Below are 24,182 nucleotides of genomic sequence, written 5' to 3'. Positions count from 1 at the left end.
CGTTACACCCACCCCACACCATGATCTGATCGCTCCTCTCTGTCCTTTTTCCGCTGTTTCACACGCTGAAGCAGGTAATCTGTATGAATACCATATCGGCGCGCATCACAGGTATGGTCATTTTGCTTGATGGGCTTGTCCTCGCCACGCTCGGCGGCTTTTTCATCCCACACGTAAGACACCAACTCCTGAAGGGAATTGGTGTTATCAGCACAGATATATAATTCATTACGCTGGAACCGGTTGGACACGGTCTGAATACCATCCAGCACTGTATTCACAGCAGCCTTAATGTTTGAAATGCCCCGTTTCTGCAGCTCAATAATAAAAGCCTTCGCTGACGGGTCGATGAAAATTGCATACTCATCGCCGTCAAGAAAGGCTTCCAGATCATCAGCGTATTCGCCATTTGTTTTCTCACCCTTGCGGCGGATGTTGTGATAATACTCATCCAGCTCATAATAGACGTTCCCGCTTACTCCGTATTTCAGGAACGCTGTCGGGTTATTGGCCCCATAGTCGATACAAATGAACTTGCGGTCAAACTTTGCCGGGAACCAGTCCCGTGCCTTTTTATGGACCGCGTCATTGAACTTCGAGAAGATGACTCCTTCGGCCATAACCCACAAGCCCAGGATATACCGCTGGTAGAAGATCCCGCTGTACATGCGCCGGTAACGCTCGCGCACCCGCTCAGAGAGGGACAGGTTGTCCTCCATCGTGAAATGCAGGTGCAGCGCGTGCTTCTTCTGAAGCTGATCGAGCCATTCCATCTTAAACCAATGATACGGACCTGCAGGGTTGCAGTTAAACCACAGCTTAGCACCATCCACAGAACAACGAGCAGTCGCCTGGTCAACGAAGGACTTCGGCATCAGGGCCACTTCATCAAAGAACATACCGGCCAGTGTAATCCCCGCGATCAGATCCTGCGAGCTTTCATCTCGGCCGCCAAACAAGAAAAACCGGTTGCTGATCAGCCCCCGGGTAACGGTTAATACATTTTCAGATCGGTTATCGTGAACGTGATACCCACGGCTGGCCAGCATGCGCTTCAGCGGCCCAATCACGTTACGCCGCAGCGCACCGATGGTCTTACCAGACATACCGAACTGCTCACCAATGAAGGTGTCCATCGCCCAGGCAATAAAAGAGAACGACATGCAGACCGTCTTGCCAGCACGGACCGAACCATCACAGATGATTGCGTCCTTGTCACGATGAGGGCTATCCGGCGTCCACCAAGTCAGTACCCTCAACTGTTTATCCGAGAAAGGTGACCATTTGAACGCCGGCGGCTTGAGTTTAAGCTTCGCCATCGTCGCTCCACACTCCCGCCGCCATACCCTTCAGGGCATCGATAAAGCCATCATCCTCGAAGTCTTCCTTACCTCCACCGCCACGGAGCATCTGCAGCTCATACTCCATGGTTTCAATGCGGATACGCTTCTCGTCGTCGGTTAACCGATTCTTCAGCTCAATGGCCCGGATCTTCTGGAGCTGGATACGGGTAAGAGCTTCTTCCAGCTTCACAATGTCGTCCAACTTCCGGAATCCCTTCTCCTCGATCTTCGACTCCATCATCTCATTTCGAGCATGCGGAATCTTCTTCGTGATCCCGGTCTTCTCATCATGGATGGTTGCGACCTCCTTGATAGCCTTCAGCTCATAAAGGACGTTGCGCTCCGTTTCGGTAAGGCCATCCATCAGAGCTTTGATCCGCTGCATCATGCGGCGCTCCCGAATCGTCAGGAGATAAAGGGATTCATCAGCTTGGACAATTGGATCAGTGTCCACCTGATCGATGAGCTGCTGCTCGATTTCGGTCAAGGTATCTAGCCAGATGGTTTCATGTTCACCAGTAGTGACGGCCTTCTTGTTACCAGGCGGCCCGCCGGCCCCGCCGCTGTTCCCCTTTGCGTTCTGATTACCTGGGGGAGCGCCGCCGCGGTTACCGACTGCATTTTTGTTCCCTTTGGGGGCGCCGCGTTTAGTAACGTTACCATTAGCTTCATTGGTAACGTTACTATTCAGGTCAGCAGCCCACTTATCCTGGGACTTCCACTTTCGGACCTGCGTTTCTCCTATAGAAAGAGCATAGGCGATGTCTTTTAGCTTCATCGTTCCGCTGCTCTCCAGCCACATTTCCTTTGCCTTGTCCCGCTCGGGACTACGTTCTCTGGCCATTCATAAATTCACCACCTCCAGAAGAGAGCATGTCCAATAAAAAAGACCAGACATAAATATCTGGCTAACATAATAAATATGAAAATAGCCCCCCACGGGCTAAGAAGGCTTTTTCTCAAAAAAAAGAAGGGAGGTCGAAGAGTTATGAAAATCAAGCAAATAAGTAAGCTAAAGATTAAATGGATGCGGAAATATATATTGCACAAATTAAACTTCAGCATAAATCTGCTTGGATTAATAATTATCCACTTCCACATGGAAATTAAACGAAACTCTTAGTGTGGTAGCCAGGGAGAACTCGCGATTCCCTCTGGCTGCTTCTTCCCCTCCGTTAATTAATAAATATAATAAAAATGAGCAAAAAAGAACCTTTCTTCATATATTTATTCCTTAAATCTCATCCTTCTGCAGCTCAATATCTATTTCAATCAGCTTCTTCAGATCTTCCACCGTCTTAATCTCAATCCGGCCGTCCTGGAAGTCCTTGACCCACTTGGCTATGCCAGCCTTAACAATCTTCCGGTACTGCGCCTTGCTTTCGAGGATACCGGCCATGATTTCAAGCTCATGTTGCAATAAAAGTTCATCTTTTGTTCCCATTGCGTTCCCCTCGGCTTCCGTGTATATTTGGAAACGAGACAGCGGATGTCTGGAAATGCCACGCGTGGCGCGCCGCTGTCTCAGCCGGGGGATACCCTGGGTGAGTGGGAGGACGTTAGCGCGTCCTCCTTTTATTTTAGGCAAAAGAAAAACCGCCAAGAATAACGGCGGTGGATAATAAGTATTATTTTATAAATAGAAATTTCTATTTGACGCGTTCCTTCGTAAGCTCTACATACCACTGTCTGTCTTCATCATCTTGGAGCTCAATCTTTTTCCCGATAATCAAATCATTACTACCATCGTCTACTTCATTCTCAAATGTAATAAAACCACCATTGGGCATATATGCTTTGGCTATATAATAAGCTCTTACGCTGGAATCGTGCTCCTCCCCCTCGCTGTCAACGTAACCCACATCACGTGATGATGCTAAAATATCAGCTTTCACACGATAATTCTTTGCTTCAGATCCATCCGGAAACATATTCACATAATATTGAATCTCATAATATCCTTTTCGTTGAAAAAAACTACCAATCGATTTACTTCCGTAATTATTGATTAAATAATCTCCTGCAAAAACAAGAACTACCAAACAAACTATAATTACGTTCTTGATTTTTCCGTTGTCTTGATTTACAGAAAAACAATAGATAATTGCGTTGTACAAGACAACAGCAGCCAAACAAAAAAACCAGAATATTTCCACAATTCCATACCTGGTATATTGATAAAAAATTGCGCATGAAAAAAAGGCGGCAGCAAATAACGACGGATTATATTTTTTCGGCAATTTTATCAACCCTTCTTATTTAGAAGTTTCATATAAGAAGTTTACCATAAAATTACTTGAATCAGTCGCTCAGCTTGGTTATATATAACCCTCTGTTAACCTATTTAAAAGCAGCACCGGCTCTGTTCCAGTTGTAGCCTGATATCTCTTCTTAATTACATCACAAAATACCGGATCAAGCTCCATTGTCCTGCAGGAGCGGTCAAGCTGCTCGCAGGTCATCATGGTAGAGCCACTGCCGCCAAAGAAGTCAGCAATGGTATTCCCGCGCTGGCTGCTGTTCTTGATCGGTATGGCCAGCAGCTCCAATGGCTTCTGTGTAGGATGAACGTACTTGGTTACATCCCCCTTCGAAACCTCCCACACCGTTTCCGGCAGTGGATCTTCTGCCGGTAAACCTGACCGCCAGACCGTAGTCTGAGTACGATCGCCGTACCATGCCGGGGCCTTGCCCTTCATATGGCCATAAAAGACCGGCTCATGTTTCCAGCGGTATTGAGCCCAACCGAAAGTGGCCACGTTCTTGACCCAAACGCACTGGCAGCGCACCGTAATTCCTGCGGCGTTCATCGCGTCCTCAAACTCCCGTTGATATGATGAAGGATGGAAGACATAGATTGCTGCGGTTGGTTCCATGGCCAGCGCGTACTGTTCAAAAACAGTATGCAAAAAGCCCGCAAACTCCTCTGCGGGCATATCGTCGTTCATTATTGAGCTGGTGCCAGCTTCAGCCAGGCGGGCAGAGTCGCTCTGCACCGCGACATTGTACGGCGGGTCCGTCACAACCAAGGCCGCCTTCACGCCGTCCATCAGCCTGGCAACATCTTCGGCATCCGTAGAGTCACCGCACATAAGGATATGCCGGCCAAGCTGCCACACATCACCGCGTCGCGTTTCAGGCTCTTTGATCTGATCGAGAGATCCCTGGACGTCGAAATCATCTTCAACAACCGGCTGATCAATCTCTGTATCAGGTGTGTTCGCAAACTCTTCAATCAGCTCCCCAATCTCATCCGGCTCAAAACCGGACAACCCCAGGTCAGCCCCACCTTCCTGCAGCTCATTCAGCAGCTGCGCCAGTGCCTCCTCATCCCAGCGGCCAGTAACTTTGTTCAGTGCCAAATTCAGCAGCCGCTCCCTCTCGGGGTCCAGGTTGACCACAGAAACAGCCAGCTCCGTACAACCTTGCTCATTGACCAGCACCTTATAACGCTGATGGCCACCGACCATGTTGCCGGTCTGCTCATTCCAGATAATAGGGTCGACATAGCCGAATTCGTCCAGGCTGCGGCGGAGCTTCTCGTACTCTGGATCTCCGGGCTGAAGGTTGACGCGGGGGTTATAGACAGCTGCGTTAAGCTGCCCGATCGGTATGATTCTGATGTCCATATGAATTCTCCTTTCAAAAGAAAAAGCACCGGTTAGGGTGCCCAACGCTCACTATAAAATTTTTCCTTGTCTTCAGATTCAGCAAATCTATTTAGCATTTGTTCCTCGACATCAACAGTTCGGACCCTTCCATCTGTGTAGTCAATTGTAACTTGTAATGCATCCGAATCCACTATAAACGACTTAATGACATTTGAATTAATTTCAAACTCCATTGTCTAATTCCCCCCTCGCAAGTTATCTTACCTCACCAGCAGATATCGGAATACATATTTCGTCAAACAATGCCTCAATTCAACTGGCCCACTTTGAGTTGAGTTGGTTTTTCATCTTTGGGTAGGCGTAAACTCAGCGAGAGACGAAGAGAACCTGACCGCTCTGCTCTTTTCCACGCGGCATCAAACAAAAACACGTCCATGAATTCGAGGCCTGAGAATGGCTTACAAAGGGCTGATTATAAGCACAGGAAAAACACCCGCTAAGAGTGCTTAGAACCTCAAACTTCTTCTAAAGGATAGTACTTTTTATCCTTAGTAGAGTTTATTACACCTGATAACTCCATTCCTATTAACTCATTCGCAACTTCTTCTTCGCTTATCATATAGTAATTGAATGCGTGTGAAGATTTATAGATTTCCGAAATGCTTAGTGGTGGATTAATGCTTAGTACTTTAAGAACCGCTTCTCTAATTCTTTTCTTTTTTGAAGAGCTCATTAATCGTCTATTTCCAGATTGCTTCTCGGTTTCTTCTGCCATTAGTTTTTGAACATCTTCAATCTTAATAGTGGTTTTCTCTTCAGAGCCTTCAGAGAGTAACTTCAATTGACTAAGAACTCCTTCTCTCCATTCCTGAGTTTCAGTTATTTTTACTAGCAGTTCATCCTTTAGTGTTGTGACTTTTTGTAGTTCAATAGAGAATTGAGCAATTATAGATTTTTCATCTTCAACTGATTTTGCAAGATTCTCTGCTGCTGTTCGCATCTGATAAACATTCTCTTTTTGTGCCGAGCTATCCACATAAGTATAAATAATCGCTAACACTGCGAGAATTATTGAGACTAGCGTCGATCCGACGCTTATCCCGAGGATAGCTTTTTCAGAATCATAAAAAATAATGGTGCATAACGTAGCAGTACCAAATAAAAATAACATTATTACAAAAATGTACATAAACTCTCTCTTAGAACTCATGATTATCCCCCCAGACATCATATTTCGACGTCCAGGAAGTTTTTCCCTTCTGACATTTCACTCTGCCACAAAACTGTGCTGTTCCTTCCCATCGGCCCCAAATGCAGCCCTTGCATTTAGCCGGCTGCCGGGGCGGATCTTTTAGACGCCGCTGCTGTTTCCTTTTCAAATCAATTCCCCCAATAGAAAAAAGCCGCCCAATAATGAGCGACTTCGGAATATGTATTCAATTTAATCGTGCTTTCACTGATCTATAGAAAGGCGTCCGCTCCGCATCCGCAGCAAATGCGCTGCGCTCTTTACTTAAAATCTTTACGGACTTTGTAACAAAGGAGAACAACTCCATTTTACTGAGACAGTGAAATAAGAGTCAAAGCCACTAACACTGAATAATAGACTTGAGTACATCAATTAGCATAATATGCTTTAAATTACTCACTATTTCACTTAGGCGCTCGTCTTAGCATTATTGACTTTTTTAGCAGCGGTCATCTTCTCTCTCATTTGCAGAAGCATTTCGATAAGCTCTTCACGGCCGATGAGACGCACATTATTTGATTTCGCCAGTTTATAAGCCTGCTCAGTATAATCTCTATTCGTTACAACCCAGGCAGCCGAAGCGCCATAATGTGAAACAGCTCCACGAACTTCTTGCACTGCCTTCAATCCAACGTTCTTACTGTACCGCTTAGCCTGGACTACTATCCGCTTACCATCTTTGGATAGAACCAGATCTGCACCGTAATCACCGGCTGCTTGTGTAACTTCAGCTTTGTATCCTTGAGATCGGAAGAGGTGTCCAAGGTATTGTTCAAACTGTACACCTTCCATTTTATCAATCTCAGCAATACCAGATTTCTTTAAGCGTTCGGCCCGCTTCTGCCCTACCACAATCATCAATGCAACTACAACAGCCACACCGACAGCTGCTCCAACGATAGCACCTTGCAAGGTTTTGGTTAAATAGTATCCTCCGAGTGCTAATCCCATTGCTGCGAATCCAGCCAATCCCTGAAACAACTCCTCTTCCTGCTTCGCCTTACTCTTTCTTCTTGCCACTTGAAACCCCTCCGCGAATATGATCGTACAGGACTGTATTCGTCACAAAGGAAGGAATTTCCTCTTTTGATGCCGAACTTTTGAACCAAGGGAGGAATATGATGAAAATTGATGATAGTATTTATGAAGAAATATTTGGAAAAGTTTTTCACCTGCTTATTCTTTTAGCTGCAGCTATAGCATGCCTTAGAATTCTAGCTAATAGTTTACTCAATATAAGAAAACCGAGAGTGGATTTGCACCAATCAGTGTTCTCGTATTTTTCTATGTTTTAATATTAACATGGGATTTCAGTCAGATGATAATCAAGCTAAGTTTAAATTGCATTCATAATATGTTCAAATTCAGCATGTATGTTTGTCAATAAGCTAGACTGTCAAACTAATTTACATAAGTCATATTAAAAATGGAGTGGTATGCATGACAAAAGAAGAGATGGAAAAGTACTTTTTCTCCCAAAAATCAGTAGAGGAGATAGTTGATACTGCAACTATAGTTGTAGACACAAATGTTTTATTATCGGCTTATCAATGGAAAGAAGCAGCATTTAGGGAAGTTTTAGACGTATTAATGAGAGCATCGAAAGTGGGCCGTTTAAAAATCCCTTTTCATGTTCTGGAAGAATTCATGGATCAAAGACCAAAATTGATTACTGCTGCCATAGATCGTATTAACACAGATATTTACTCAAAAATTCAAAAGCCTAACAACCTTTCTTCAACCTTACCCTTGATCGGTCTACTTTCAGAGCATAGTGAGTATATTCAGAGTGAAGAAAAATATAATAATAGTTATAAAGAATACCGTAAAAAAATTGATGAATTATCTTCTAAATTGAGAAGTTTCTTCCGAAAAGATCCTGTATTGGATTCTCTGAGGTCGATATTTGAAGTTTCATGTTTTACCTCAATAGACAAAACTGACAGTCATATTATTAAAGAGGCCTCTGACAGATTAGTCAGTAGGAAGCCTCCATTAACTGGTGGTGACTCTGGTAAAAAGGAAAACATGTATGGAGACTATTTTATTTGGAAAGATATACTTTCTCTAAACGACGATGTTATCTTTGTCAGTACTGATTTCAAAGAAGATTGGTACCATCTTGATTCTAAAAAAAATCCAATCTCTCCAAGAAGAGAATTAATAGAGGAATTTTATGAAGTAACCCGAGGAAAAACCTGTTGTATTATTTCCTTGGCTGATTTTATACAAGCATCCGCTCCTACTGCGAGTGAGGAAATTATTATTAATCTTATGGAAAACCAAACCCTTAATACTAATACTGTAACTACTGAGAGTACACAGTCTAATCAAACCAATCAAATTTTCATGCTAACATTTAAACCTAATGAAAAGAATGGCTTCAAAAAATTAGCTCAAGATGTATACTCTTTTTTGTATTTTATCCATGATATTAAAATTTTTGCACATAGTGATATTTATATGGATCCTCACGCTAACAAATATGAATATCTCTATATCAAGTTTAAAATTGTAGATGGTAGAATTCCTTCGAATACTCTACTTAAAGGGCTTCAAAACTGGTCAGGAAGTGGTAAGTCTTCATACCAATTAATAGATATTGAAGAGATCCTTAATGCTGAAAGTATAGAATTCACAAATCTTAACGCAAGCTATAATTAATGTTGAATTAATTCATGATTAATAACAGAATACAAAAAGCAACAAACTAGACTACCTTAGTTTTGTTGCTTTTTGTTAACTATTAAAATTCATTAGTGTCCTGCTCAAAAAAACCCATCAGTTTCAATGTATTCGCGCTACTCTCGATTCCTTCAGCGAGCTTCCTCTGAATTGTACTATCACTCATACCATACCGAAAAAACATTACTGTCTCTTTAAATGAATGACCCGCAATATATCTGTGCTGTATTGCACGCTTTGCATCTTTGTCTTGAATCAATCCCACCGCCCGCAGAATTATCTCAGTATACAGCTGATATTGCTCGTACACCCAACGCTGCTTTTCCAACAGAATGACAGCATTTGCCGCCTTATCAGCATGCAGTTCATCTTGATCGATCCTACGAGCAACTTCTCCATCGATGCCAACTTGCTGCAGATCTTTTGTGTAATTTTCATAGTCAGCCATCAGCAATGTCATGCTTCTATATTTACTTAGCAGGAATTTTGTCCGTTTAATCTCAACTTCGTTTGCTTTTGGGAAAAGCTCGCTTTGCTCAAAAATCCCCCATGCCATCGCCATCCCCCACTCCCCCTGTGTTATAATGTCAAGAGGAATAGTATGGTAGAATGACCCCCGCCCCGGCCAAGGATATGGGGGTCTTTATATCTCATCGGTTGTTAATGCCCGCAAGCTTCTCGCGCAGCTCCGCATTCTCCTGCAGTAGCCGGGCGTTATCTTCCAGCAAAGTTTTATAATTTTGCACTGAAACCTCTTCCTCCCCCACCACCCGCAACGTCCGGACCTCAAAATTTGTCTTCTCCAAGTAACCTTTATTCACTAATTGCTTGACCAGCGAATGTGCTGTGGAACGAGACTTGATCTTAAGGAGATCCGCAACCTCGGAAACCGACGGGGCATATCCCTTTTGAGCGATAAAGCTTTTTATAATATCAAGTGTCTGCTGCTGCCGGTTCGTTAATGGCTTGATTTCCATGTCTTTGTTCCTCCATTCCTGCAGAGATCTTATCCCAGCAGTTCCCGCATAACGGCGGCTCAATGGGCAATCCCATACATCCACATTCACGGCCATCACAACAATATTCCGGGTCATACTCTATGGTTGTCCCGCACTCCATGCATTTCCAAGACTCAGACATCATTTATCTCTCCTTATGGTATGTGCCTGCTTAAAATGGGAGATCAGTTACCGTGAACAAGTGCCATACGAATTGCCCCGTTTTCACCGTTGATACAAATTGGGCGTTGCCTTCATTCGGAAGACTCCATCCGGTACCTATAACCAGGTACTGCAGCGTGTTTACGAATGGTTGATCTGGATTGTGCTTCAGCACGTACATTGCTATCTGCCCTCCGTACGCCACCGCTGAAACTATGAAACTGTTTACCGGAACCTGGAGTTCTTGAACGTCTGGTGATGGAGTAACGATATATTTATGAATTACTGAATGTTGCATGTCTGTTCCCTCCTGGGGCATTAAGCTCTGATATATTCGTTTAGCAACTTCCCCCCGCCGATTAACCGGAAATTGCTCATGATGAATTTTTCGATCTCATCCCGGGTGAATCCGGCGTGCTCAGTCTCATTCTCGAACTGCCAGAAATGCTGTAAAGGTTCAAGCTTTTCAGGATACTTGTTCTCAACAATCTCCAGAATTTTCGACCAATGTCCAACAAAAGGGCAATCATAGAATGTGTTGTCAGAATTATCGACCACCCCTAAGCCGGTTGCTCCATGCCCCTTGCATTTGTGGTCAAACTCCAGTTTTGTGTACTTCTCTGTTTTGTAAATCTGCTCAAAGATGGCGGCACATTCTGTTGCCCAGTCATTGAAGGTGATGGCCTCAACACCGGAAGCAGTTACATAGTCTTCAAGAACCGATTCAAGTTCTTCGTCCGTCATTTGATATAGGAAGTCGTACATTGCAAATTGCTTGGCCTTATAGAATTTCCCTTGAATAAATTCTTCAACGTATTTCTGTAGGAAGATCCTAGTCAAAGCTAACGGGTCATAGGTGAAACTGAGTGTTTTCATGCGGCCGACTCCTTCCATATTATTGAATCCATTCTCCTAAATCTTCGTATTAGTTTTGAGGTGATAGAATGACGCTAAAAAAAATATGGCGTTGGGTAAAAATTGTATATTCATTACTTTTTATTCTTTCAATACTTGCGTTGATTTCTGTCTTAGGGTTCCTAATGACTGGTATATTGCTTGATAAGAACTCTCTACTCAATGCCGCTACGATGAACTCCATAACCCTGATAATGGGTCTTGTTTCGTTACCCGGCATCCTGGTTCAATTGATGTCTTTGCTAGAAATCAATGAAAAAAAGAAATTTACTGCTACCACCAAATGTCCAAACTGTAGACACCTTATTGATTTGAAACTTACCGAAGATTGAACGGATGGGATTTACTCCATCCGTTCTTTTGCCTTCAATCCCATAACGGGATCTCCTTTATCCGAACCCGCAGCCCCTGGAGGGGAAGTTCCTTCCTGCCTACGATGAAGTAGTCCTCTCCGTTATGCTCAATCCGTGAGCTCACCCATCTGGCATCTTCCCCAGGCTCCGTCAGCAGATACTCTATATAACCACTGCTGGAAAAGTAAGTCCCGTCCTGCAGGCCGTACCGTCCATCTGAACGCTTGTGCAGAACCCCCTCTTTCAAAACCGGAGCTACCGTAAACCGAATCAGACGCCGAGCATCGTTCAGCTTGCCTTGAATCTGGTAGAACATCCCCCGAAGATACATTTCCTCCGGATTTTCACTGCTATATATTCCATCATTCTCAGCATCCTGAATAAGTTTCGATACCCGTTTCAGCTGCGGCTCCAAATTGACCAAAGCCGATTGAATTTTCTCCTTCATATAAGACCCTCCTGTAAGAGAAGAAGCAGCTTACGCTGCTCCCCCGTCACCCTTCATCATTTTCCGTTCAACCCGCTTCTTGTAGGCCCCCCACTTGGCCGACAGCACAGATGGGCTCACTTCCTTCTCCTGGGCAATCTCCTTCCAGGTCTTATTAAGCTCTAGCCGCTCCTGCAGCAGCTCGGGGAAAAGAATCGGCGTGCCGTCAATCTCGATGTCGTCATAAATGGGCCGGTTGGTCAGAATGAAAGCTTCCAAGGCATCCTTGCTGACCTCTTCAGGAGCGTTAGTTCCTTCGGGGTTCTGCCCCTCGCCCTGTTTCTCTTCACCAACATTCTCTCCAGCAGCAGATCCGCCCTCAGCGCCGCTGCCACCACCTTCACCGTTCAACCACTCTGGTTCCAGACTCTCGTTCTGGTCTCCATCCACATGCTTAGGCTCGTTCTCTGTTCCGTCCTGCTGCCCTTCTGACTGTTCTTCTGTCTGTTCAGTATCAGAAGCTCCATCTGGCTCAGAACCTTCACCAACCGTGCCACCTTCGCCCTCCTGGTCAAATAGAAGGACCTGATTGGGATCGTTCCCTTCCCGCTGCTCAATGTCCACAACAACACCGGAAGCATCGGTGGTCACACGGCGACCGGTTACTTCCCGGTAGATCTCCCCATCCTCTTCACCGAAATCAAAGGCCGCCTGCGGATCTCCCATGAAGACATTGATCTTCTCGCCCTGATTACTGCTCAGGAACAGGAAATTCTCCTGCATGACTCTCAGCGGCAGCAGCAGCTTGATCTCTACCTCCGTGTCACCGACCTTAATCCCCTTCGCTACTGTCGCACTGAATTTCGCATAATCCTTAATCATTCTGATCTCATCTCCTATGGTTTTATTGGAGTTGCTTAATTTTGACTTCAATCCGTGGCCTTGCGCTGTACCGCTTCTTCACAAACGCGTCCACAACCTGGCTATCGTCCTTCCAGATGATCCCCTTCAGCGCGTCCTTGACGCCCTTCAGGTAGTTGTCTGCATCCGGTTTGGTTGTTGGCAGGATCTCTCCGCGTTCAGCAGCCGCCGCTTTCTTCTGGCTGAAACTCTTAGGCGTAGAACGATAGGCTGTGACAGCAATACCTAATGCTCCCTCCAGCAGAGCAGCTGGCGCGTACTCCCGGGCGGCCAGCCGAACGTAGTCTTTATAGTCCCTGGACTTGGCCGGATCATATGCCCGGGTGAAGCCTCCGGCAGTACTGAATTTCGGTCTACCTTGGGCGACGGGTTCGCCGTAAACGGTGAACTGAATCATTCTGCTTTTCTCCCCTCTGTCTTGGCGGCATCATCGATGTATCCAGTACAAACACCGTCCCCGCCAGCTTTCCGCCGTCGTCCCAAACGGTGAAGTAATTCCGCCGCTGGAAGAACGGATCAATCGGCTTGCGTGTGCTCTTTGTCATCTGGTACCGCCCCCCGTTTCCGCTTACCGATCGCAAGCTCAAACTCTGCAACGCCTTCGTCGATCTCCCCCGGCTCCAGCTCCGCGAACTCTTCCAGGAGGTCCATGCGCTCCGCTGCTACGCCCGTGGCGATATAATGCCGGCGTAGCCAGTTATACACGTGCCAGTAATTGCGCCCGCTCATTACACACCCTTTTTGATCTTCTTGGGCTTGCCCGTCTTACGACTAACCAAGATCAGTTCTTCAGGTGTGTCACGCTCTATAAGCCAGCTTTTCGGGTCAACCCGGTCAAGACCCGCCAGCATTTGCTTCTGTTTCCTGGTCGGTCGCTTTCCCTGCTTCATTCATTTCCTCTCCCTCACGCCCATTTGCGCTTGTACATGTCCTTCACATTCCCCGCAGGTGGCTGGGGCTGTTCCGAATGAGCACGCTCATAATTAGCGAATTTGTTGAAAGCCTTTAAGAACACCAATTCCACAGTGCCCACCGGGCCGTTTCGTTGCTTAGAAATAATGATTTCGATAATATTCTTCTTCTCAGCATCTTGGTTGTAGTAGTCGTCACGGTACAAGAAAGCTACGATATCGGCATCCTGTTCAATCGAACCTGATTCACGAAGGTCACTCATCATCGGGCGCTTGTCCTGACGTTGCTCGACGCCGCGGCTGAGCTGGGACAAGGCAATCACTGGAACCTCAAGCTCCCGAGCCAGTTGCTTCAATGTCCGGCTGATCTGGGATACCTCTTCCTGGCGATTCACGCCCCGCTGCCCCCTGCCCTGAATAAGCTGCAGATAATCGATGACAACCATGCCGAGACCTTTTTCCTTCTTCAACCGCCGGCATTTGGCACGAATTTCGTTAACCGTGATACCTGGCGTATCGTCGATATGGATATCCGCCTCAGATAATGCCCCCATTGCAACGGCCATTTTCTCCCAATCATCTTCTTCGAAGTGTCCAGTCCGCATTCGACTGGCGTCGATATTCCCTTCAGCGCAGACCATACGCTGAACCAGCTGAGGGGCCGACATTTCGAGGCTGAATACAGCGACCGTCTCCCCTGCTCTCACCGCGACATTCTGGGCGATGTTCAGGGCGAACGCTGTCTTTCCCACCGATGGCCGAGCTGCAACGATGATCAGATCATTTCGTTGGAAGCCGGACGTCATCTTATCAAGATCATCAAACCCAGAACGGATGCCGGTTATTCCTCGTGTCGATTCCCGCACATTGTACCGCTGCTCCGCATCTTCCCATACCTGCATCAGTGCATCTTTAATTCCAACAAACTCACGGGCCGGAACTGATTGATCGGAGAGTTTCGAAACAGCGTGCTCCGCCATAGCGATAAATCCCTTCACATCCTGTTCCTCGCCCGCATTGCGCAGCAGCCCCATGGCCGTATCGATCGCCTGGCGGCGAAGGAACATATCCAAAACCCTCTCGGCATAATAGCTGGCATTCGCGACAGTCGGCACAGCGCCGGCCATCCGGGCGAGATAACTCACACCTCCGACCTTTTCAAGCTCTTCGCTGTCCTTGAGTTGGGATGTAAGGCTGACCATGTCGATTGGGAGCTCAGCGTCGGTCAGCTTGCGCATAGCCCGGAAGATACGGGCATGGCCTTTGTCACTGAATTCCCCACCCTGCAAGATATCGGCAGCAGCCTCATAGGCCGTCTGGTCCAAGAGTGCGGCTCCGAGTACTGCCTGCTCTGCCTCCAGGTCCACCGGCGGTTGGATGCCCATTTGCTCGAGCATTTGTTCCTGGTTAAGCATCTGCTTCACCTCGAATCTTCCGCTTTACTTCTTCCCAGTAGCCCGGTGGGGGTGGCTTACTCGCAGCGCTCCAGGAATCCAAATTAGCAAAATGCTCTGCAGTTGACTCCTTCATCCGCTCCCGCTCGATCTGCTCACCGAGTCGGCCGCGGATCTGCGATATTTTTGGCGGGAAATCATTGGTCATGATGTGCTGACGAATATTGGAGTAAGCGACATCGTAGGGGATATCGTGAAGCATCCCCAGGTCTTCCTCCACCGCTTGAAGACTGGCGTCGAAATTGGCGTACCGCTTCTTGATTTCCTTGTACAGCTTAGCGACCTCCAGCTTGTTCACGGGCCTCCTCCTCTCTGATCCAGCGGTCCAGATCATCAATCTCTTGCTGCTGCTTCGTCTTTTTAGGCTTCTGAGGTGCTTGCTTATCTCCCGGGGCGACTCCATCCATCGGCGGGCCGGTAGTTTGGGAGTTAAGCCAGGCTTTCTCAATTCCGTCCACGTAATACAAAAAGCTTGTCGGGTACTTAAAATTTTCACCTTCACGTTCGCGCTTTGCCTGAAGCAGGCTCTCCATAGTTCGGATGGTAAAAGGGTTAGGCGTACCTCCGGCGACCATCTTACCCATGGCTTCACGTTCACGCGGGGAAATGTGAATATCAAGTCTGTGATTCAATTTGCAAAAGGCATTTAACAGCTCGAACATATCTCCTGGCTTGTCTTGATCAATCTCATCAGCGAACTCATTGTCAGTAGAAGTAGTAGTAATAAGATCTTTTAATACAGTGTCCCGAAAGTGGTTCCCTGAGGTTACAGCTTTCGGAAAGTGGTAACCTGACGTTACAACTTGAGGGTCAACTTCCGAAAAGTTGTTCCCAAAGTGGTTCCCTACGGTTACAACTTCCTGCCCTACTTCCTCCGACCTGTTACCTGAGGTTACAGGTTTCGGTGATCCAACAAGTTGAAAATGAATGGTATAGCTTCCTCTTGAAGACCCCCGGGGAGGTGGTTCGTATGCAATGATTCCGGCTTCTACCAGCTTGGAACGATAGACATTCAGGGTCTTGCGGGTTGCAATTCCTGTCTGCACCTGAAGCTCTGTGTTGGTCATTTGAAAGGTTTGTAGCCAGCCTAATTTGCTGGATTTTCGCCACAATGCAACAGCAAGGGCGAGCCCTTCCGGGCCGAATTCCTCCGGGCCTCCAATCGCCTCGAACTGATTTAAAAGACCGGAAAGGGATGGTTCTCTAGCTGTGTCTGACATATATTCCCCCCTCCCGTAGGAGCCCATTTCTATTTAGCTCCGCACAATCTTAACGAACTCAATTGGCATGCTGGTAAATTCCAGCCCCGATTGAAGTCCGCTCGTCAGTGCATCCATACTCCGCGTCATCAATGGTCCAACGGATTCCGGCTTAGAAGCCGCCAGAGCAATGCAAAAGCCTGCTACATAAGCAGAAGCAGTCAAGAAGTGCAGAACGGCCTCTTCTCCTTCGTCCGTTGCTGCCTTCATCTTATCCAGCATAAAGTCAGTGATTTCGCCAGTTTGCAAATTAATTCTCGAACGCTCTTTCGTTTCTGAACTGTTACTCATATTGCACGCTCCCTCATCGTTTTGTCCTTCCACGCCTTGTCCCCCAAACATTGTCTGGGAGGTACTTCATAGTGCCGGCGGCCCTGCACGAAGGTGACAAACAGGTCTGTCTCTCGCTCATAGTACAGGCCGTTCAAAATCGGTACCGGTTTGACTGGCGACTTTGGCTTAGGGTCAATTAGTGCAAATAGATCAAGCTGGTATACCTTGCTCATGGTTGAGTTCCCCGCTCATCTTGGATATAAATGAAGGGATAGGCTGCTCTGACAACCCGGAAACCTGGGTGCGCAATGGCATAGTACGCTCTAACAGCCTTTTTAAAAGCCGCTTCGTCCACCGTTCGCAAGGCCCACAAACGTTCACTGATCATGCTCTTCCAGATCCACTCGCCCAGCGGGCCGTTCATCGATCGGCTACCCGGACAATGGCGCCGGTCAGCTCCGTAATCTCCCGCTGGAACAGATCAGCATCGCTATTGCCGTCAGACAGGTGCAGCAACCAGATCTCATCTACATTCCGGGTATCATTGGCTATCAGAAATTCCTTAACATGCTCCAGGCTGAAATGAGAGCGAAGCAGCCGCTTCTCCTGAGCCGGATGAAGTTCTCCGGCCAGAACACGGCGATTGACAATATCAATGGAATAATTGCACTCAATCATGATGTGAGTAAGCCCCTGGAACTTGTACCGGCAGTAATAGGAGTCAGTGAGGAACAATAACTTGTCACCGTCCTGATTGGCCAGCAGCCAGCCCAGTGGCTCCGCTGCGTCGTGCTCTACGCCGAACCCCATAATCGTCCAGGTCCCAAGCGTAAGCGGCTCCAGCGGCGGAACAGGGCGTAAACGATGCCCGGACAGGCCAAGTGCATCCGCCGTCCCGCGGCTGGTATACACAGGGATACCGGCGCGCATGACATCTGCCGCCGCCCGGCTGTGATCGCCGTGTTCATGGGTGATAAGGCAGCCGGCTATATCTGTCATCCGAAAGTGAAGCTCCCGCTGAATCGACTTATAAGGAAAACCAGCTTCCAACAGAAGCACGGTGTGGCCGTCCGATATACGGTAGGCATTACCGGCACTGCTAGAGCCGAGGCATTGGATGTCGATCATTAAAAATCCATCTCTTTATCCATAGGCGGCACATCGTCAGTAAAGTCATAAGGATCGCTAACAGCCGGCTTGATATCAATCATTTCTTTGTTTGCATGCTCTGCAATCTCTGCTTTGACTTCTTCAGGCGTCACATCAACACGCTCTTCGTATTCATTTTCAGTCGATCTATTAATTGCATCGACCAACAAATCACTGTCGTCACTGGTGTTGATGTAAGCCTTGGCCGCACGGTTGATTACCGTCCGCTTCGCCATTTCCTGGGGAAACTTTTTGTGTACAGCTTGGCTCGTTTTGGATTGACTCCAGGAAGCGTCAACTTCCTTTTTCGTCATGATCGTGAGGATATCTTCATCTTCAGCCGACTTCACGATGGCATACACACCAAGAATTTCATTGTCCCGATTCGAAAAATTGGTTTCGTGCTTAACCAATTTTTCGCGTCCCCCAGCCACTTCATACTCAAATACGTCGCCCTTATAAATTACATTTGCCCAGATATCCTTGACGTTGGACAATCGTTTAAGAACAGCCTGTGTTCCAAAGTAGGAGCGATTAAGCTGAAGCTTGCTGCCGTACACGATGAAGTAGCATTGTGTCTTGGCCGGGCTTAGACCTTGCACAACCATATCCAGCAGTGCATTTGCGACAGATTCCCGCGTACATACCTCCAGCGCAGGCTTGCCATTCTTGTCCTGAACCTCCTGGAGCTTGAAGAAGGCGCTCTTTAACGCGTTGCTCGCATTGTAATTCGGGGGCAAGATCAATCCATCTTCCTGCAACCGAGTAAGGCTCCGATTCACATCGTCGGTGATGTCCTTTTGAATAATCGCCACCTGATTACCTGTACTCATTTCTTAAATCGCCTCCTGTATGGCTGCCGTCTCGATGCGCAGCTTCTTATCTGCTTCACTTACTACCAGCCGGATGACCTGAGCGTCCGTTCCTATCAGCTTGGTTACGGCCTCAGCATTATCCACGAAGATCGGAGCGCTGAAGCCGTAATGCTGGCTGAGCGTGTTGATGATGTCCAAGCCGACATTGATGCGAGCGGCATTATTAAGCCCGCCCTCGTACGGAACGCCCTTGTAGAGCGTGTCGCAGACCTCTTTTAGCCCACCATTGACCTGCTCTTCGAATAGTCGGAAACGCGCCAATTTAAACTTGCTATTGATCTTGGCATCCAGCAGATTAACCTTGGTGCGGGTGAATTCTTCACAGAGGAACAATTCGTGCTGCATCCGCTCGTATTCGGCTGCCAGGCTGCTCTCCTGCTGCTCCAACTCAGCGACACGTTGCTGCCCGCGCTTAACGCCGTCGAACTTAGCCAGGTCACGTTCCATTTCCTCGACTTCAAGTCGCAGCCTGCCGATCTCTTCCCGGACGCCCGCAGCCGCCGATTGGCTGGATTGTCGAAGCTCTACAATCTCCTGCTGAAGCCGGGCCGCCTCGGCAGCCTTGCCAGCATACTCCGGATCTACTGCCGGGTCCTTGACGCCCGCCCGCAACTCAGTAAGCTCGGTTTCTGCTGCGGTGATCTCTGTCTGCAGAGCAGCCAGGGTGTTGTTAAGATCGTCAATATCTAATTGAAGCCGTTTGGCTTCCTGCTCAAACTTCTCAGCATCGGCAACGGCAGCCTTCCCATCCGCGTTAATACGGGCCTTCCGATCGGCAAGGCGACGATTAAAATCCGCCTCTGCCTTATCGTGAGCTGCCTTGACCTGATCCTCTGGTAACTCCTGCCCGCAGGCGGAGCAGTGCGCAACGTGATCACCGACAGGTTCAAAGATCACACCTTTCAGTTCAGTAAACTCTGCCCGCAGCCGATCTGCTTCCTGACGGCGCCCTGCAGCCAGACGTTCATTCTGTCTAATCCGCTGCTGCTTGTCTTCGATACTCCTGCGGTACTGGTCGAGCTTCGAATGTTTCAAGTTGACTGCATTCCGCTTCTCAGCCAGCATATTCAGCACCGATGATTGCAGACGGGATTTTATTCCAATTTGCTCTGCCTCGACTTCACGCAGGCGCTTCTCTTTCACTGAAATTTCACCGCCGGAGAGAATGCGAGATATCTCCGCCTCCCGGGACTCAATACGGTTGCGTAAGAGGGCCACATCTTCCTTTAGGAGTTCCTCGTCCAGTTCGGCAACATCAGGCATCTGCCGCTGAACCTCGCTGATGCGTACTGGCAGCTCCTTAATCTCCTTATTAATGGCTGTGCTGCGTGCAGCAATGACCTTTTTGTGAGCCTCCAATTCCCGGCCTGCCAAGATGGCCGGCAGCACAGCGAGCTCCTCGTTACTATGAATGACCTCGGCATCGGTCAGATCACCGGACACTTTCAGGAGCACCTTGCGGCGCTCCTCCTTCTTCAACACTTCGTTAAAATACGAAGGGCTGGTCAGCAGCCGGAACAGGTCCTCTTTGATGATAGAGTCAACCTCACCCTGGAATTCCCGCATGCTGAGTGGGACACCGTCAACATAATAGGTGGTGGTGTGGCCCTCGAAGCTTTCAACCGGTGCGCCACGCTTCTTCGTCCATTTCTCGGCGTATACCCGACGGAATATCCGCCGGCTGCCATCCACCAAGAGGGAACCTTCAATTTCATGCTCCAGTTTATGCTGTTGAACCATGCCGACAAAATTCAGCTCTTTGATCTCGAATTTCTGTTCTGTACGATTCTCACTGTCCTTGCCAAACAGGAGCCACAGGAAACCGTCGAAGATTGTGGTCTTTCCAGTAGCGTTATCGCCATAGACATCAGCGTCCCCGCCGTTGACGGCGAGGACAAATTCTTTAATCCCTTTAAAATTACGGAGCGTCAGGCGCTCCAGTATGATTTGCTTCAAGCGATTTCCTCCTCGATAGCCGCATTGCATTCATCGTGCAGCAGCGATTGCTGATCTGGTGTTTCGGGATAACGAATACCATCCAAGTATGTCCGGATCTTATACTCCAGCTCCGCAAGCTGTTCATTGCTGAAATGATGCTGGATGGATTCCCCGCCTTGCTGGATACTCAAGACCGGAGGGTTAAAGTAGGTCTCCGAATCGATGGAGAACTCAATGAATTCCTCAGATAAGAGAAATGAGTGCGTTCCACGCATGGATGATTCCCCCTCTTGTGTAGTTGGCCCCCACCTGCTAAAATGGGGGCAAGTAAATTTGATTTTCAAAGAACGAAGATGGCCGCCTGCCTGCGGTCATTTTTTATTTCTGCAATAAGGGAACTGGAACATCGTGCTCAACGATACTCTGCCAGTCGATGATGACCGGCGCATTCTCCACGCTTGCGATCAGTTCACCATTTTCGTCTTCAACATGAAATTCAGAATGAACATGATCCTCGTAATTCACTCCAACCTGCCGGATCTCAATGACTTCCCGGCCATCCATTTCCGTGCCAACCTCAAAAATTCGTGTCGGGTTACCAATAACCGTCAATTTCCGAATAATTTGCATACGCCGCCTCCTTTCTATGTACTTTTCAAGGTGGGCGAGGGAGTAACTGCACCAATGAAGACGGTCCCTTCGGCTCCCTTGACCTATGTGATCCGCCACCACCTTGGATGCGTCAGCCGCATCTTGGAATCCCGGACGGAGGAAAGGTTATTTCTAAGGTCCGACATTCCAAGACAGTGGCTGAGGCCGCTGTCCTTCCTGCTTAAATCCTAGCCGCTGCCGCCATTTGCTGAATGATTGAGCGGCTGTATAGCTTCCCTTCGAACGGGACCAGGTCTTCCTGACTGCCAGTAATCGCACACCCAGGAACATACTTGCGGAAGATAATCTTGTCATCGTCCACGAAGATCTCCACGGGGTCCTTAATCTCCAAATTCATCGTTCTGCGCAACTCAATTGGAATAACGATCCGTCCAAGCTCATCAATTTTGCGTACAATTCCGGTAGATTTCATATTAGTTAGCCTCCGTAGATTTTTTTTTTTGATAATGTTCAGAAAAGGCAGTTTGGAGCTCAGGAGGAAGATTAGAAGTGACCTCATCCCATGTATCATAAGTAGCTTGGGCAATATCCCGTTTGCGCACCAGCTCCAGAACCTCATAACGGGTTGATGTTGAAGAATAAATCGATTCGCGGAACCGGATCTCAGCAGCAGCCCTTTCATCGCTCACCTGTTTGAATCTTTCAGCCAGCGCCTGACCGAAATCTTTAATCTGCTGCTCAGTCACGCTGCACCCTCCTTGCGCTTTTCACTTTTCGGGGTTAAAATGGACACCAAGAGATTCTCTAACCGAGATTTCAAACCACGTGACTGCCCTGGCCGGCGGTCATTTTTCATTTCAGCTTCAGCTACACGAATCATATTGTTCAGATAACCCTCCGCAAAATCTTGTTCCCCCGGCAACATTGCATCCGGATTCTGACGGATCAACTGAAGGTTATGCTTTGCAGCTTCACCAACTCGCCGCGCTTCGGCAACCAATTGCTCTCTTTCCACGGTGTTCCCTCATTTCATATATTTTTTAGCTTTCAGTTCAGCCCGGTGCTCTTTCCAAGTTCCCAACCAACTGAAGGAATACTCTTTACATAACACTGCAGCCAGATGAGTCAGCGCTGTAATTGCCTCTACCGTCTCCATAAGCAGCCTTTTTATCTGCTGGCGCTCAGTGTCATTAATCTGCTCATTGGTCTTGCTGATCGGAGCTAGCCCCGAAGCGTCCAGCACTTCCCTCATCTCTTCGAGTGTTTTGATTAACACGCTGGCTCGATGTAGGTCCACATTATCCAGCCAAGGAGCAGAAGCACCCCCGGTGACTTCCGCCGCCGCAGCCAGAAAGAGTTGTCCATCATCGTAATGTTCAACCGCTGCTCTCATGACCGGTTTGGAAGCTTTTCTGGACCCTCGTGCAATTTTCCCTACTAATGATGCATCAGCGTTAACAATGAGCCCCGCCTTCTCCCGAGTGTCACCTGATCGTTTCAGTGCTTGTTCTAATGCTGGTCCGAATTGTCCGATTGCCAACTTTTGATCCCCTCCTTTGTCCGGTTATGTGGGTTATATCGGACATAGGCCTGAAGTATAATGTTCTTAAGCAATTCCCCTTGCCGAATCCCCCACCCGCCGTAGCCGGTACAGCTCGGCGGGTTTCCTCTATCCCGCACTCTCTTCCTTAGATTCCCGGCCAGCTGCGATTTCCGCTTGATACTTGATGTTCGTTTCTGCCAGCATGCGGTGGAGCTTATCCCACGCCTGTTGTGACATCCCTGGGTTATGCGGTCCTTTTGAATGTTCCACCGTTTCCTCTCCAGTTATTTTTGGGAGCCGTTTCTCCTTCATTTAGATCACCTCCTCAACAGAATGTTCTTTAAAGGAACATTCTTCATTAAAAAAATTTTCCCATGGAAAATCTAATGCCTTAGCAATTGCTTTTGCAGCTGGTACTGCTGGAGTTTTAATTCCAGCTTCAATATTTGTATAATAACTTCGAGAAATACCAGCTTCGTCGGCTACTTGTTCATGAGTTTTTTCTAATAATTCACGAAGTTCCTTCAACCAGATTCGCAAGATTCACACCTCCAATTGTTCCTTAAAGTAACTTGATAATGCGATTATATGTTACTTTAAGAAACATGTCAACTAAATTTGATCCTTATAGGAACATTCGTTTATTGTTCCTATAAGGAACGTTATAATAGCTTTATTCTTATAGATGGTGTGGTGTATATGGAAATAGTCGCTAAGCGTTTAAAGGCTGAGAGAGAGAAATTAAAAAAGTCCGATTCCAAATGGACACAAGAGTATGTAGCTGATCTTGTTGGTATAGCAAGACCTACATATACTGCCTATGAAAATGCAACTAAACTGCCACCGATCGACACTCTGAATAAGCTTGCTGACATATTTGATGTCGACACCGATTATTTAAGTGGGCGTTCAAACATACGTAAAAGACCAAATACAAGTATGTCTTTCTTTGGTGGTCCAGATAATTACACATCTGATGAGATTGAAGAAATGGAAGCAGCTCTCTTGCGATATAGAGAGATGAAGAAACGTGCTGCTGAGCAAACTAATCAAAAATTATGAGCAAATCCTCCAACCGATGGAGAGTATTCAGGTGATAGCGTGCAAAATGAAGTTAGAACAGGCGTTAACCAAGCAAAGCAAAGCGAAGAGGGAGCAAACTGGTTTTTTGCCGAAATATTCATTGTTTCTGTTGTTTCTGGCTTCTACTTCTCTTCTTGGTGGGTCTTTGGAGGAATTTTGTTAGGCTCAATCTTGCTTGCAATTTATAAAAAAACTAGACTTGCTTTATTAATCTTATTAACAGTTGGCTGCGGTTCAGTCGGTTGGATCATAGGATCTTGGTTTGATAGTTCGGGCGCTTCTGTAGTTCTTACTATTTTTAGTTTATTGATATCCGGAGGCTATCATATCTGGGCCTATCGTTGGATGGAAGATAATTAGTAATTCTGTTAAAAATCAAAAAAGCCAGCAATGGCTTTTCTTTTCACACAAAAATAGAACG

37 protein-coding genes are annotated in these 24,182 nt (G+C 47.2%); 3 read left to right on the top strand and 34 right to left on the bottom strand.

Annotated elements, in window-relative coordinates; genetic code table 11:
- Positions 1-2: 2 nt before the first annotated feature.
- The 8 genes from MKZ07_RS30230 to MKZ07_RS30195 form a co-directional block, all read right to left on the bottom strand.
- Positions 3-1,319 carry a PBSX family phage terminase large subunit gene (locus tag MKZ07_RS30230; RefSeq protein WP_341029213.1) on the bottom strand — a complete coding sequence of 439 codons (1,317 nt, stop codon included), beginning with the start codon at positions 1,317-1,319 and terminating at the stop codon, positions 3-5.
- Complete coding sequence (gene terS / locus MKZ07_RS30225) at positions 1,306-2,187, bottom strand: phage terminase small subunit (protein ID WP_341029211.1); 882 nt, start codon at positions 2,185-2,187, stop codon at positions 1,306-1,308. Before terS ends, MKZ07_RS30230 begins: the two co-directional genes overlap by 14 nt.
- 390 nt (positions 2,188-2,577) lie before the next feature.
- A complete protein-coding gene (locus MKZ07_RS30220; protein ID WP_341029209.1) occupies positions 2,578-2,787 on the bottom strand; it encodes a hypothetical protein in 210 nt (69 codons plus the stop codon).
- A gap of 205 nt (positions 2,788-2,992) precedes the next feature.
- Positions 2,993-3,583 carry a hypothetical protein gene (locus MKZ07_RS30215; protein WP_341029207.1) on the bottom strand — a complete coding sequence of 197 codons (591 nt, stop codon included), beginning with the start codon at positions 3,581-3,583 and terminating at the stop codon, positions 2,993-2,995.
- Between the two features lie 78 nt (positions 3,584-3,661).
- Complete coding sequence (locus MKZ07_RS30210) at positions 3,662-4,972, bottom strand: site-specific DNA-methyltransferase (protein WP_341029206.1); 1,311 nt, start codon at positions 4,970-4,972, stop codon at positions 3,662-3,664.
- 32 nt (positions 4,973-5,004) lie between these two features.
- Complete coding sequence (locus MKZ07_RS30205; RefSeq protein ID WP_341029203.1) at positions 5,005-5,187, bottom strand: hypothetical protein; 183 nt, start codon at positions 5,185-5,187, stop codon at positions 5,005-5,007.
- 281 nt (positions 5,188-5,468) lie between these two features.
- Positions 5,469-6,164, bottom strand: a complete 696-nt coding sequence (locus MKZ07_RS30200; RefSeq protein ID WP_341029200.1) for a hypothetical protein — start codon at positions 6,162-6,164, stop codon at positions 5,469-5,471.
- Positions 6,165-6,611: 447 nt separating this feature from the next.
- On the bottom strand, positions 6,612-7,223 hold the full coding sequence (locus tag MKZ07_RS30195) for a restriction endonuclease (protein WP_341029198.1): 612 nt from the start codon (positions 7,221-7,223) through the stop codon (positions 6,612-6,614).
- A 420-nt stretch (positions 7,224-7,643) separates the two neighbouring features.
- On the opposite strand from MKZ07_RS30195, the gene MKZ07_RS30190 reads away from it, so the two are divergent.
- Positions 7,644-8,867, top strand: a complete 1,224-nt coding sequence (locus MKZ07_RS30190) for a PIN-like domain-containing protein (RefSeq protein WP_341029197.1) — start codon at positions 7,644-7,646, stop codon at positions 8,865-8,867.
- A gap of 82 nt (positions 8,868-8,949) precedes the next feature.
- On the opposite strand, the gene MKZ07_RS30185 is transcribed toward MKZ07_RS30190, so the two are convergent.
- The 26 genes from MKZ07_RS30185 to MKZ07_RS30060 all read right to left on the bottom strand — a co-directional run bounded on the left by MKZ07_RS30185 (position 8,950) and on the right by MKZ07_RS30060 (position 23,218).
- On the bottom strand, positions 8,950-9,450 hold the full coding sequence (locus tag MKZ07_RS30185; RefSeq protein ID WP_341029195.1) for a hypothetical protein: 501 nt from the start codon (positions 9,448-9,450) through the stop codon (positions 8,950-8,952).
- An 88-nt stretch (positions 9,451-9,538) separates the two neighbouring features.
- Positions 9,539-9,865: a LexA family protein gene (locus MKZ07_RS30180; RefSeq protein WP_341029193.1), complete on the bottom strand. Its 327-nt coding sequence runs from the start codon at positions 9,863-9,865 to the stop codon at positions 9,539-9,541.
- Between the two features lie 193 nt (positions 9,866-10,058).
- Positions 10,059-10,346 (bottom strand): DUF7352 domain-containing protein, encoded by a 288-nt coding sequence (locus tag MKZ07_RS30175; RefSeq protein WP_341029192.1) that lies wholly within the window; start codon positions 10,344-10,346, stop codon positions 10,059-10,061.
- 20 nt (positions 10,347-10,366) lie between these two features.
- Positions 10,367-10,924: a hypothetical protein gene (locus MKZ07_RS30170; protein WP_341029190.1), complete on the bottom strand. Its 558-nt coding sequence runs from the start codon at positions 10,922-10,924 to the stop codon at positions 10,367-10,369.
- A gap of 405 nt (positions 10,925-11,329) precedes the next feature.
- Entirely contained in the window at positions 11,330-11,764 is a 435-nt protein-coding gene (locus MKZ07_RS30165; protein ID WP_341029189.1) for a DUF5348 domain-containing protein, read from the bottom strand.
- Positions 11,765-11,794: 30 nt separating this feature from the next.
- Positions 11,795-12,625: a hypothetical protein gene (locus tag MKZ07_RS30160; RefSeq protein WP_341029188.1), complete on the bottom strand. Its 831-nt coding sequence runs from the start codon at positions 12,623-12,625 to the stop codon at positions 11,795-11,797.
- Between the two features lie 22 nt (positions 12,626-12,647).
- Positions 12,648-13,061 carry a RusA family crossover junction endodeoxyribonuclease gene (locus MKZ07_RS30155; RefSeq protein WP_341029187.1) on the bottom strand — a complete coding sequence of 138 codons (414 nt, stop codon included), beginning with the start codon at positions 13,059-13,061 and terminating at the stop codon, positions 12,648-12,650.
- Entirely contained in the window at positions 13,018-13,209 is a 192-nt protein-coding gene (locus MKZ07_RS30150) for a hypothetical protein (protein ID WP_341029186.1), read from the bottom strand. The genes MKZ07_RS30155 and MKZ07_RS30150 overlap by 44 nt, the downstream gene beginning before the upstream one ends.
- On the bottom strand, positions 13,181-13,369 hold the full coding sequence (locus MKZ07_RS30145; RefSeq protein WP_341029185.1) for a hypothetical protein: 189 nt from the start codon (positions 13,367-13,369) through the stop codon (positions 13,181-13,183). The genes MKZ07_RS30150 and MKZ07_RS30145 overlap by 29 nt, the downstream gene beginning before the upstream one ends.
- Before the next feature lie 23 nt (positions 13,370-13,392).
- Positions 13,393-13,554 (bottom strand): DUF6906 family protein, encoded by a 162-nt coding sequence (locus MKZ07_RS30140; RefSeq protein ID WP_341029184.1) that lies wholly within the window; start codon positions 13,552-13,554, stop codon positions 13,393-13,395.
- 14 nt (positions 13,555-13,568) lie between these two features.
- Positions 13,569-14,990, bottom strand: coding sequence for a replicative DNA helicase (gene dnaB, locus MKZ07_RS30135; RefSeq protein WP_341029802.1), 1,422 nt, complete (start codon positions 14,988-14,990; stop codon positions 13,569-13,571).
- Positions 14,983-15,327: a hypothetical protein gene (locus MKZ07_RS30130; protein ID WP_341029181.1), complete on the bottom strand. Its 345-nt coding sequence runs from the start codon at positions 15,325-15,327 to the stop codon at positions 14,983-14,985. Before MKZ07_RS30130 ends, dnaB begins: the two co-directional genes overlap by 8 nt.
- On the bottom strand, positions 15,305-16,249 hold the full coding sequence (locus MKZ07_RS30125; RefSeq protein WP_341029178.1) for a hypothetical protein: 945 nt from the start codon (positions 16,247-16,249) through the stop codon (positions 15,305-15,307). Before MKZ07_RS30125 ends, MKZ07_RS30130 begins: the two co-directional genes overlap by 23 nt.
- A gap of 33 nt (positions 16,250-16,282) precedes the next feature.
- The gene (locus MKZ07_RS30120; protein ID WP_341029177.1) at positions 16,283-16,579 is read right to left on the bottom strand and encodes a hypothetical protein; all 297 of its coding nucleotides are present in this window, start codon (positions 16,577-16,579) and stop codon (positions 16,283-16,285) included.
- Positions 16,576-16,794 (bottom strand): hypothetical protein, encoded by a 219-nt coding sequence (locus tag MKZ07_RS30115; RefSeq protein ID WP_341029175.1) that lies wholly within the window; start codon positions 16,792-16,794, stop codon positions 16,576-16,578. The genes MKZ07_RS30120 and MKZ07_RS30115 overlap by 4 nt, the downstream gene beginning before the upstream one ends.
- Before the next feature lie 187 nt (positions 16,795-16,981).
- Positions 16,982-17,689, bottom strand: a complete 708-nt coding sequence (locus MKZ07_RS30110; protein ID WP_341029173.1) for an MBL fold metallo-hydrolase — start codon at positions 17,687-17,689, stop codon at positions 16,982-16,984.
- Positions 17,689-18,543 (bottom strand): recombinase RecT, encoded by an 855-nt coding sequence (locus MKZ07_RS30105; RefSeq protein WP_341029170.1) that lies wholly within the window; start codon positions 18,541-18,543, stop codon positions 17,689-17,691. The genes MKZ07_RS30110 and MKZ07_RS30105 overlap by 1 nt, the downstream gene beginning before the upstream one ends.
- A gap of 3 nt (positions 18,544-18,546) precedes the next feature.
- The gene (locus MKZ07_RS30100) at positions 18,547-20,541 is read right to left on the bottom strand and encodes an AAA family ATPase (protein WP_341029167.1); all 1,995 of its coding nucleotides are present in this window, start codon (positions 20,539-20,541) and stop codon (positions 18,547-18,549) included.
- Positions 20,538-20,798 carry a hypothetical protein gene (locus tag MKZ07_RS30095; RefSeq protein WP_341029166.1) on the bottom strand — a complete coding sequence of 87 codons (261 nt, stop codon included), beginning with the start codon at positions 20,796-20,798 and terminating at the stop codon, positions 20,538-20,540. The genes MKZ07_RS30100 and MKZ07_RS30095 overlap by 4 nt, the downstream gene beginning before the upstream one ends.
- Before the next feature lie 103 nt (positions 20,799-20,901).
- Positions 20,902-21,153, bottom strand: coding sequence for a hypothetical protein (locus tag MKZ07_RS30090; RefSeq protein WP_341029164.1), 252 nt, complete (start codon positions 21,151-21,153; stop codon positions 20,902-20,904).
- Positions 21,154-21,355: 202 nt separating this feature from the next.
- Complete coding sequence (locus MKZ07_RS30085; RefSeq protein WP_341029162.1) at positions 21,356-21,607, bottom strand: AbrB/MazE/SpoVT family DNA-binding domain-containing protein; 252 nt, start codon at positions 21,605-21,607, stop codon at positions 21,356-21,358.
- A gap of 1 nt (position 21,608) precedes the next feature.
- Positions 21,609-21,881, bottom strand: a complete 273-nt coding sequence (locus MKZ07_RS30080) for a hypothetical protein (protein ID WP_341029160.1) — start codon at positions 21,879-21,881, stop codon at positions 21,609-21,611.
- Positions 21,878-22,150, bottom strand: a complete 273-nt coding sequence (locus MKZ07_RS30075; RefSeq protein ID WP_341029158.1) for a hypothetical protein — start codon at positions 22,148-22,150, stop codon at positions 21,878-21,880. The genes MKZ07_RS30080 and MKZ07_RS30075 overlap by 4 nt, the downstream gene beginning before the upstream one ends.
- 9 nt (positions 22,151-22,159) lie before the next feature.
- Positions 22,160-22,675 carry an XRE family transcriptional regulator gene (locus MKZ07_RS30070; protein ID WP_341029157.1) on the bottom strand — a complete coding sequence of 172 codons (516 nt, stop codon included), beginning with the start codon at positions 22,673-22,675 and terminating at the stop codon, positions 22,160-22,162.
- 129 nt (positions 22,676-22,804) lie between these two features.
- The gene (locus tag MKZ07_RS30065; protein WP_341029156.1) at positions 22,805-22,990 is read right to left on the bottom strand and encodes a hypothetical protein; all 186 of its coding nucleotides are present in this window, start codon (positions 22,988-22,990) and stop codon (positions 22,805-22,807) included.
- Positions 22,991-23,218, bottom strand: coding sequence for a helix-turn-helix transcriptional regulator (locus MKZ07_RS30060; RefSeq protein ID WP_341029155.1), 228 nt, complete (start codon positions 23,216-23,218; stop codon positions 22,991-22,993). It abuts the gene before it with no gap.
- Between the two features lie 159 nt (positions 23,219-23,377).
- On the opposite strand from MKZ07_RS30060, the gene MKZ07_RS30055 reads away from it, so the two are divergent.
- Positions 23,378-23,740, top strand: a complete 363-nt coding sequence (locus tag MKZ07_RS30055; protein ID WP_341029151.1) for a helix-turn-helix domain-containing protein — start codon at positions 23,378-23,380, stop codon at positions 23,738-23,740.
- Between the two features lie 39 nt (positions 23,741-23,779).
- Positions 23,780-24,121, top strand: coding sequence for a hypothetical protein (locus MKZ07_RS30050; protein WP_341029149.1), 342 nt, complete (start codon positions 23,780-23,782; stop codon positions 24,119-24,121).
- Positions 24,122-24,182 lie beyond the last annotated feature (61 nt).

The sequence above is a fragment of the Paenibacillus sp. FSL P4-0338 genome (assembly GCF_038002365.1).
Classification (GTDB): Bacteria; Bacillota; Bacilli; order Paenibacillales; family Paenibacillaceae; genus Paenibacillus_AQ.
This window is presented reverse-complemented; position numbering and strand designations above follow the sequence as displayed.

Excerpts from the sequence above, each read along its gene's own strand:
- MKZ07_RS30085 (WP_341029162.1), bottom strand. The coding sequence starts at position 21,607 with ATGAAATCTACCGGAATTGTACGCAAAATTGATGAGCTTGGACGGATC.
- MKZ07_RS30210 (WP_341029206.1), bottom strand. The coding sequence starts at position 4,972 with ATGGACATCAGAATCATACCGATCGGGCAGCTTAACGCAGCTGTCTAT.
- MKZ07_RS30170 (WP_341029190.1), bottom strand. The coding sequence starts at position 10,924 with ATGAAAACACTCAGTTTCACCTATGACCCGTTAGCTTTGACTAGGATC.
- MKZ07_RS30065 (WP_341029156.1), bottom strand. The coding sequence starts at position 22,990 with ATGAAGGAGAAACGGCTCCCAAAAATAACTGGAGAGGAAACGGTGGAA.
- MKZ07_RS30105 (WP_341029170.1), bottom strand. The coding sequence starts at position 18,543 with ATGAGTACAGGTAATCAGGTGGCGATTATTCAAAAGGACATCACCGAC.
- MKZ07_RS30220 (WP_341029209.1), bottom strand. The coding sequence starts at position 2,787 with ATGGGAACAAAAGATGAACTTTTATTGCAACATGAGCTTGAAATCATG.
- MKZ07_RS30090 (WP_341029164.1), bottom strand. The coding sequence starts at position 21,153 with ATGCAAATTATTCGGAAATTGACGGTTATTGGTAACCCGACACGAATT.
- MKZ07_RS30175 (WP_341029192.1), bottom strand. The coding sequence starts at position 10,346 with ATGCAACATTCAGTAATTCATAAATATATCGTTACTCCATCACCAGAC.
- MKZ07_RS30165 (WP_341029189.1), bottom strand. The coding sequence starts at position 11,764 with ATGAAGGAGAAAATTCAATCGGCTTTGGTCAATTTGGAGCCGCAGCTG.
- MKZ07_RS30125 (WP_341029178.1), bottom strand. The coding sequence starts at position 16,249 with ATGTCAGACACAGCTAGAGAACCATCCCTTTCCGGTCTTTTAAATCAG.
- MKZ07_RS30185 (WP_341029195.1), bottom strand. The coding sequence starts at position 9,450 with ATGGCGATGGCATGGGGGATTTTTGAGCAAAGCGAGCTTTTCCCAAAA.
- MKZ07_RS30140 (WP_341029184.1), bottom strand. The coding sequence starts at position 13,554 with ATGAAGCAGGGAAAGCGACCGACCAGGAAACAGAAGCAAATGCTGGCG.
- MKZ07_RS30200 (WP_341029200.1), bottom strand. The coding sequence starts at position 6,164 with ATGAGTTCTAAGAGAGAGTTTATGTACATTTTTGTAATAATGTTATTT.
- MKZ07_RS30115 (WP_341029175.1), bottom strand. The coding sequence starts at position 16,794 with ATGAGCAAGGTATACCAGCTTGATCTATTTGCACTAATTGACCCTAAG.
- MKZ07_RS30120 (WP_341029177.1), bottom strand. The coding sequence starts at position 16,579 with ATGAGTAACAGTTCAGAAACGAAAGAGCGTTCGAGAATTAATTTGCAA.
- MKZ07_RS30190 (WP_341029197.1), top strand. The coding sequence starts at position 7,644 with ATGACAAAAGAAGAGATGGAAAAGTACTTTTTCTCCCAAAAATCAGTA.
- dnaB (WP_341029802.1), bottom strand. The coding sequence starts at position 14,990 with ATGCTTAACCAGGAACAAATGCTCGAGCAAATGGGCATCCAACCGCCG.
- MKZ07_RS30095 (WP_341029166.1), bottom strand. The coding sequence starts at position 20,798 with ATGCGTGGAACGCACTCATTTCTCTTATCTGAGGAATTCATTGAGTTC.
- MKZ07_RS30160 (WP_341029188.1), bottom strand. The coding sequence starts at position 12,625 with ATGATTAAGGATTATGCGAAATTCAGTGCGACAGTAGCGAAGGGGATT.
- MKZ07_RS30180 (WP_341029193.1), bottom strand. The coding sequence starts at position 9,865 with ATGGAAATCAAGCCATTAACGAACCGGCAGCAGCAGACACTTGATATT.
- MKZ07_RS30110 (WP_341029173.1), bottom strand. The coding sequence starts at position 17,689 with ATGATCGACATCCAATGCCTCGGCTCTAGCAGTGCCGGTAATGCCTAC.
- MKZ07_RS30055 (WP_341029151.1), top strand. The coding sequence starts at position 23,378 with ATGGAAATAGTCGCTAAGCGTTTAAAGGCTGAGAGAGAGAAATTAAAA.
- MKZ07_RS30205 (WP_341029203.1), bottom strand. The coding sequence starts at position 5,187 with ATGGAGTTTGAAATTAATTCAAATGTCATTAAGTCGTTTATAGTGGAT.
- terS (WP_341029211.1), bottom strand. The coding sequence starts at position 2,187 with ATGGCCAGAGAACGTAGTCCCGAGCGGGACAAGGCAAAGGAAATGTGG.
- MKZ07_RS30230 (WP_341029213.1), bottom strand. The coding sequence starts at position 1,319 with ATGGCGAAGCTTAAACTCAAGCCGCCGGCGTTCAAATGGTCACCTTTC.
- MKZ07_RS30150 (WP_341029186.1), bottom strand. The coding sequence starts at position 13,209 with ATGACAAAGAGCACACGCAAGCCGATTGATCCGTTCTTCCAGCGGCGG.
- MKZ07_RS30155 (WP_341029187.1), bottom strand. The coding sequence starts at position 13,061 with ATGATTCAGTTCACCGTTTACGGCGAACCCGTCGCCCAAGGTAGACCG.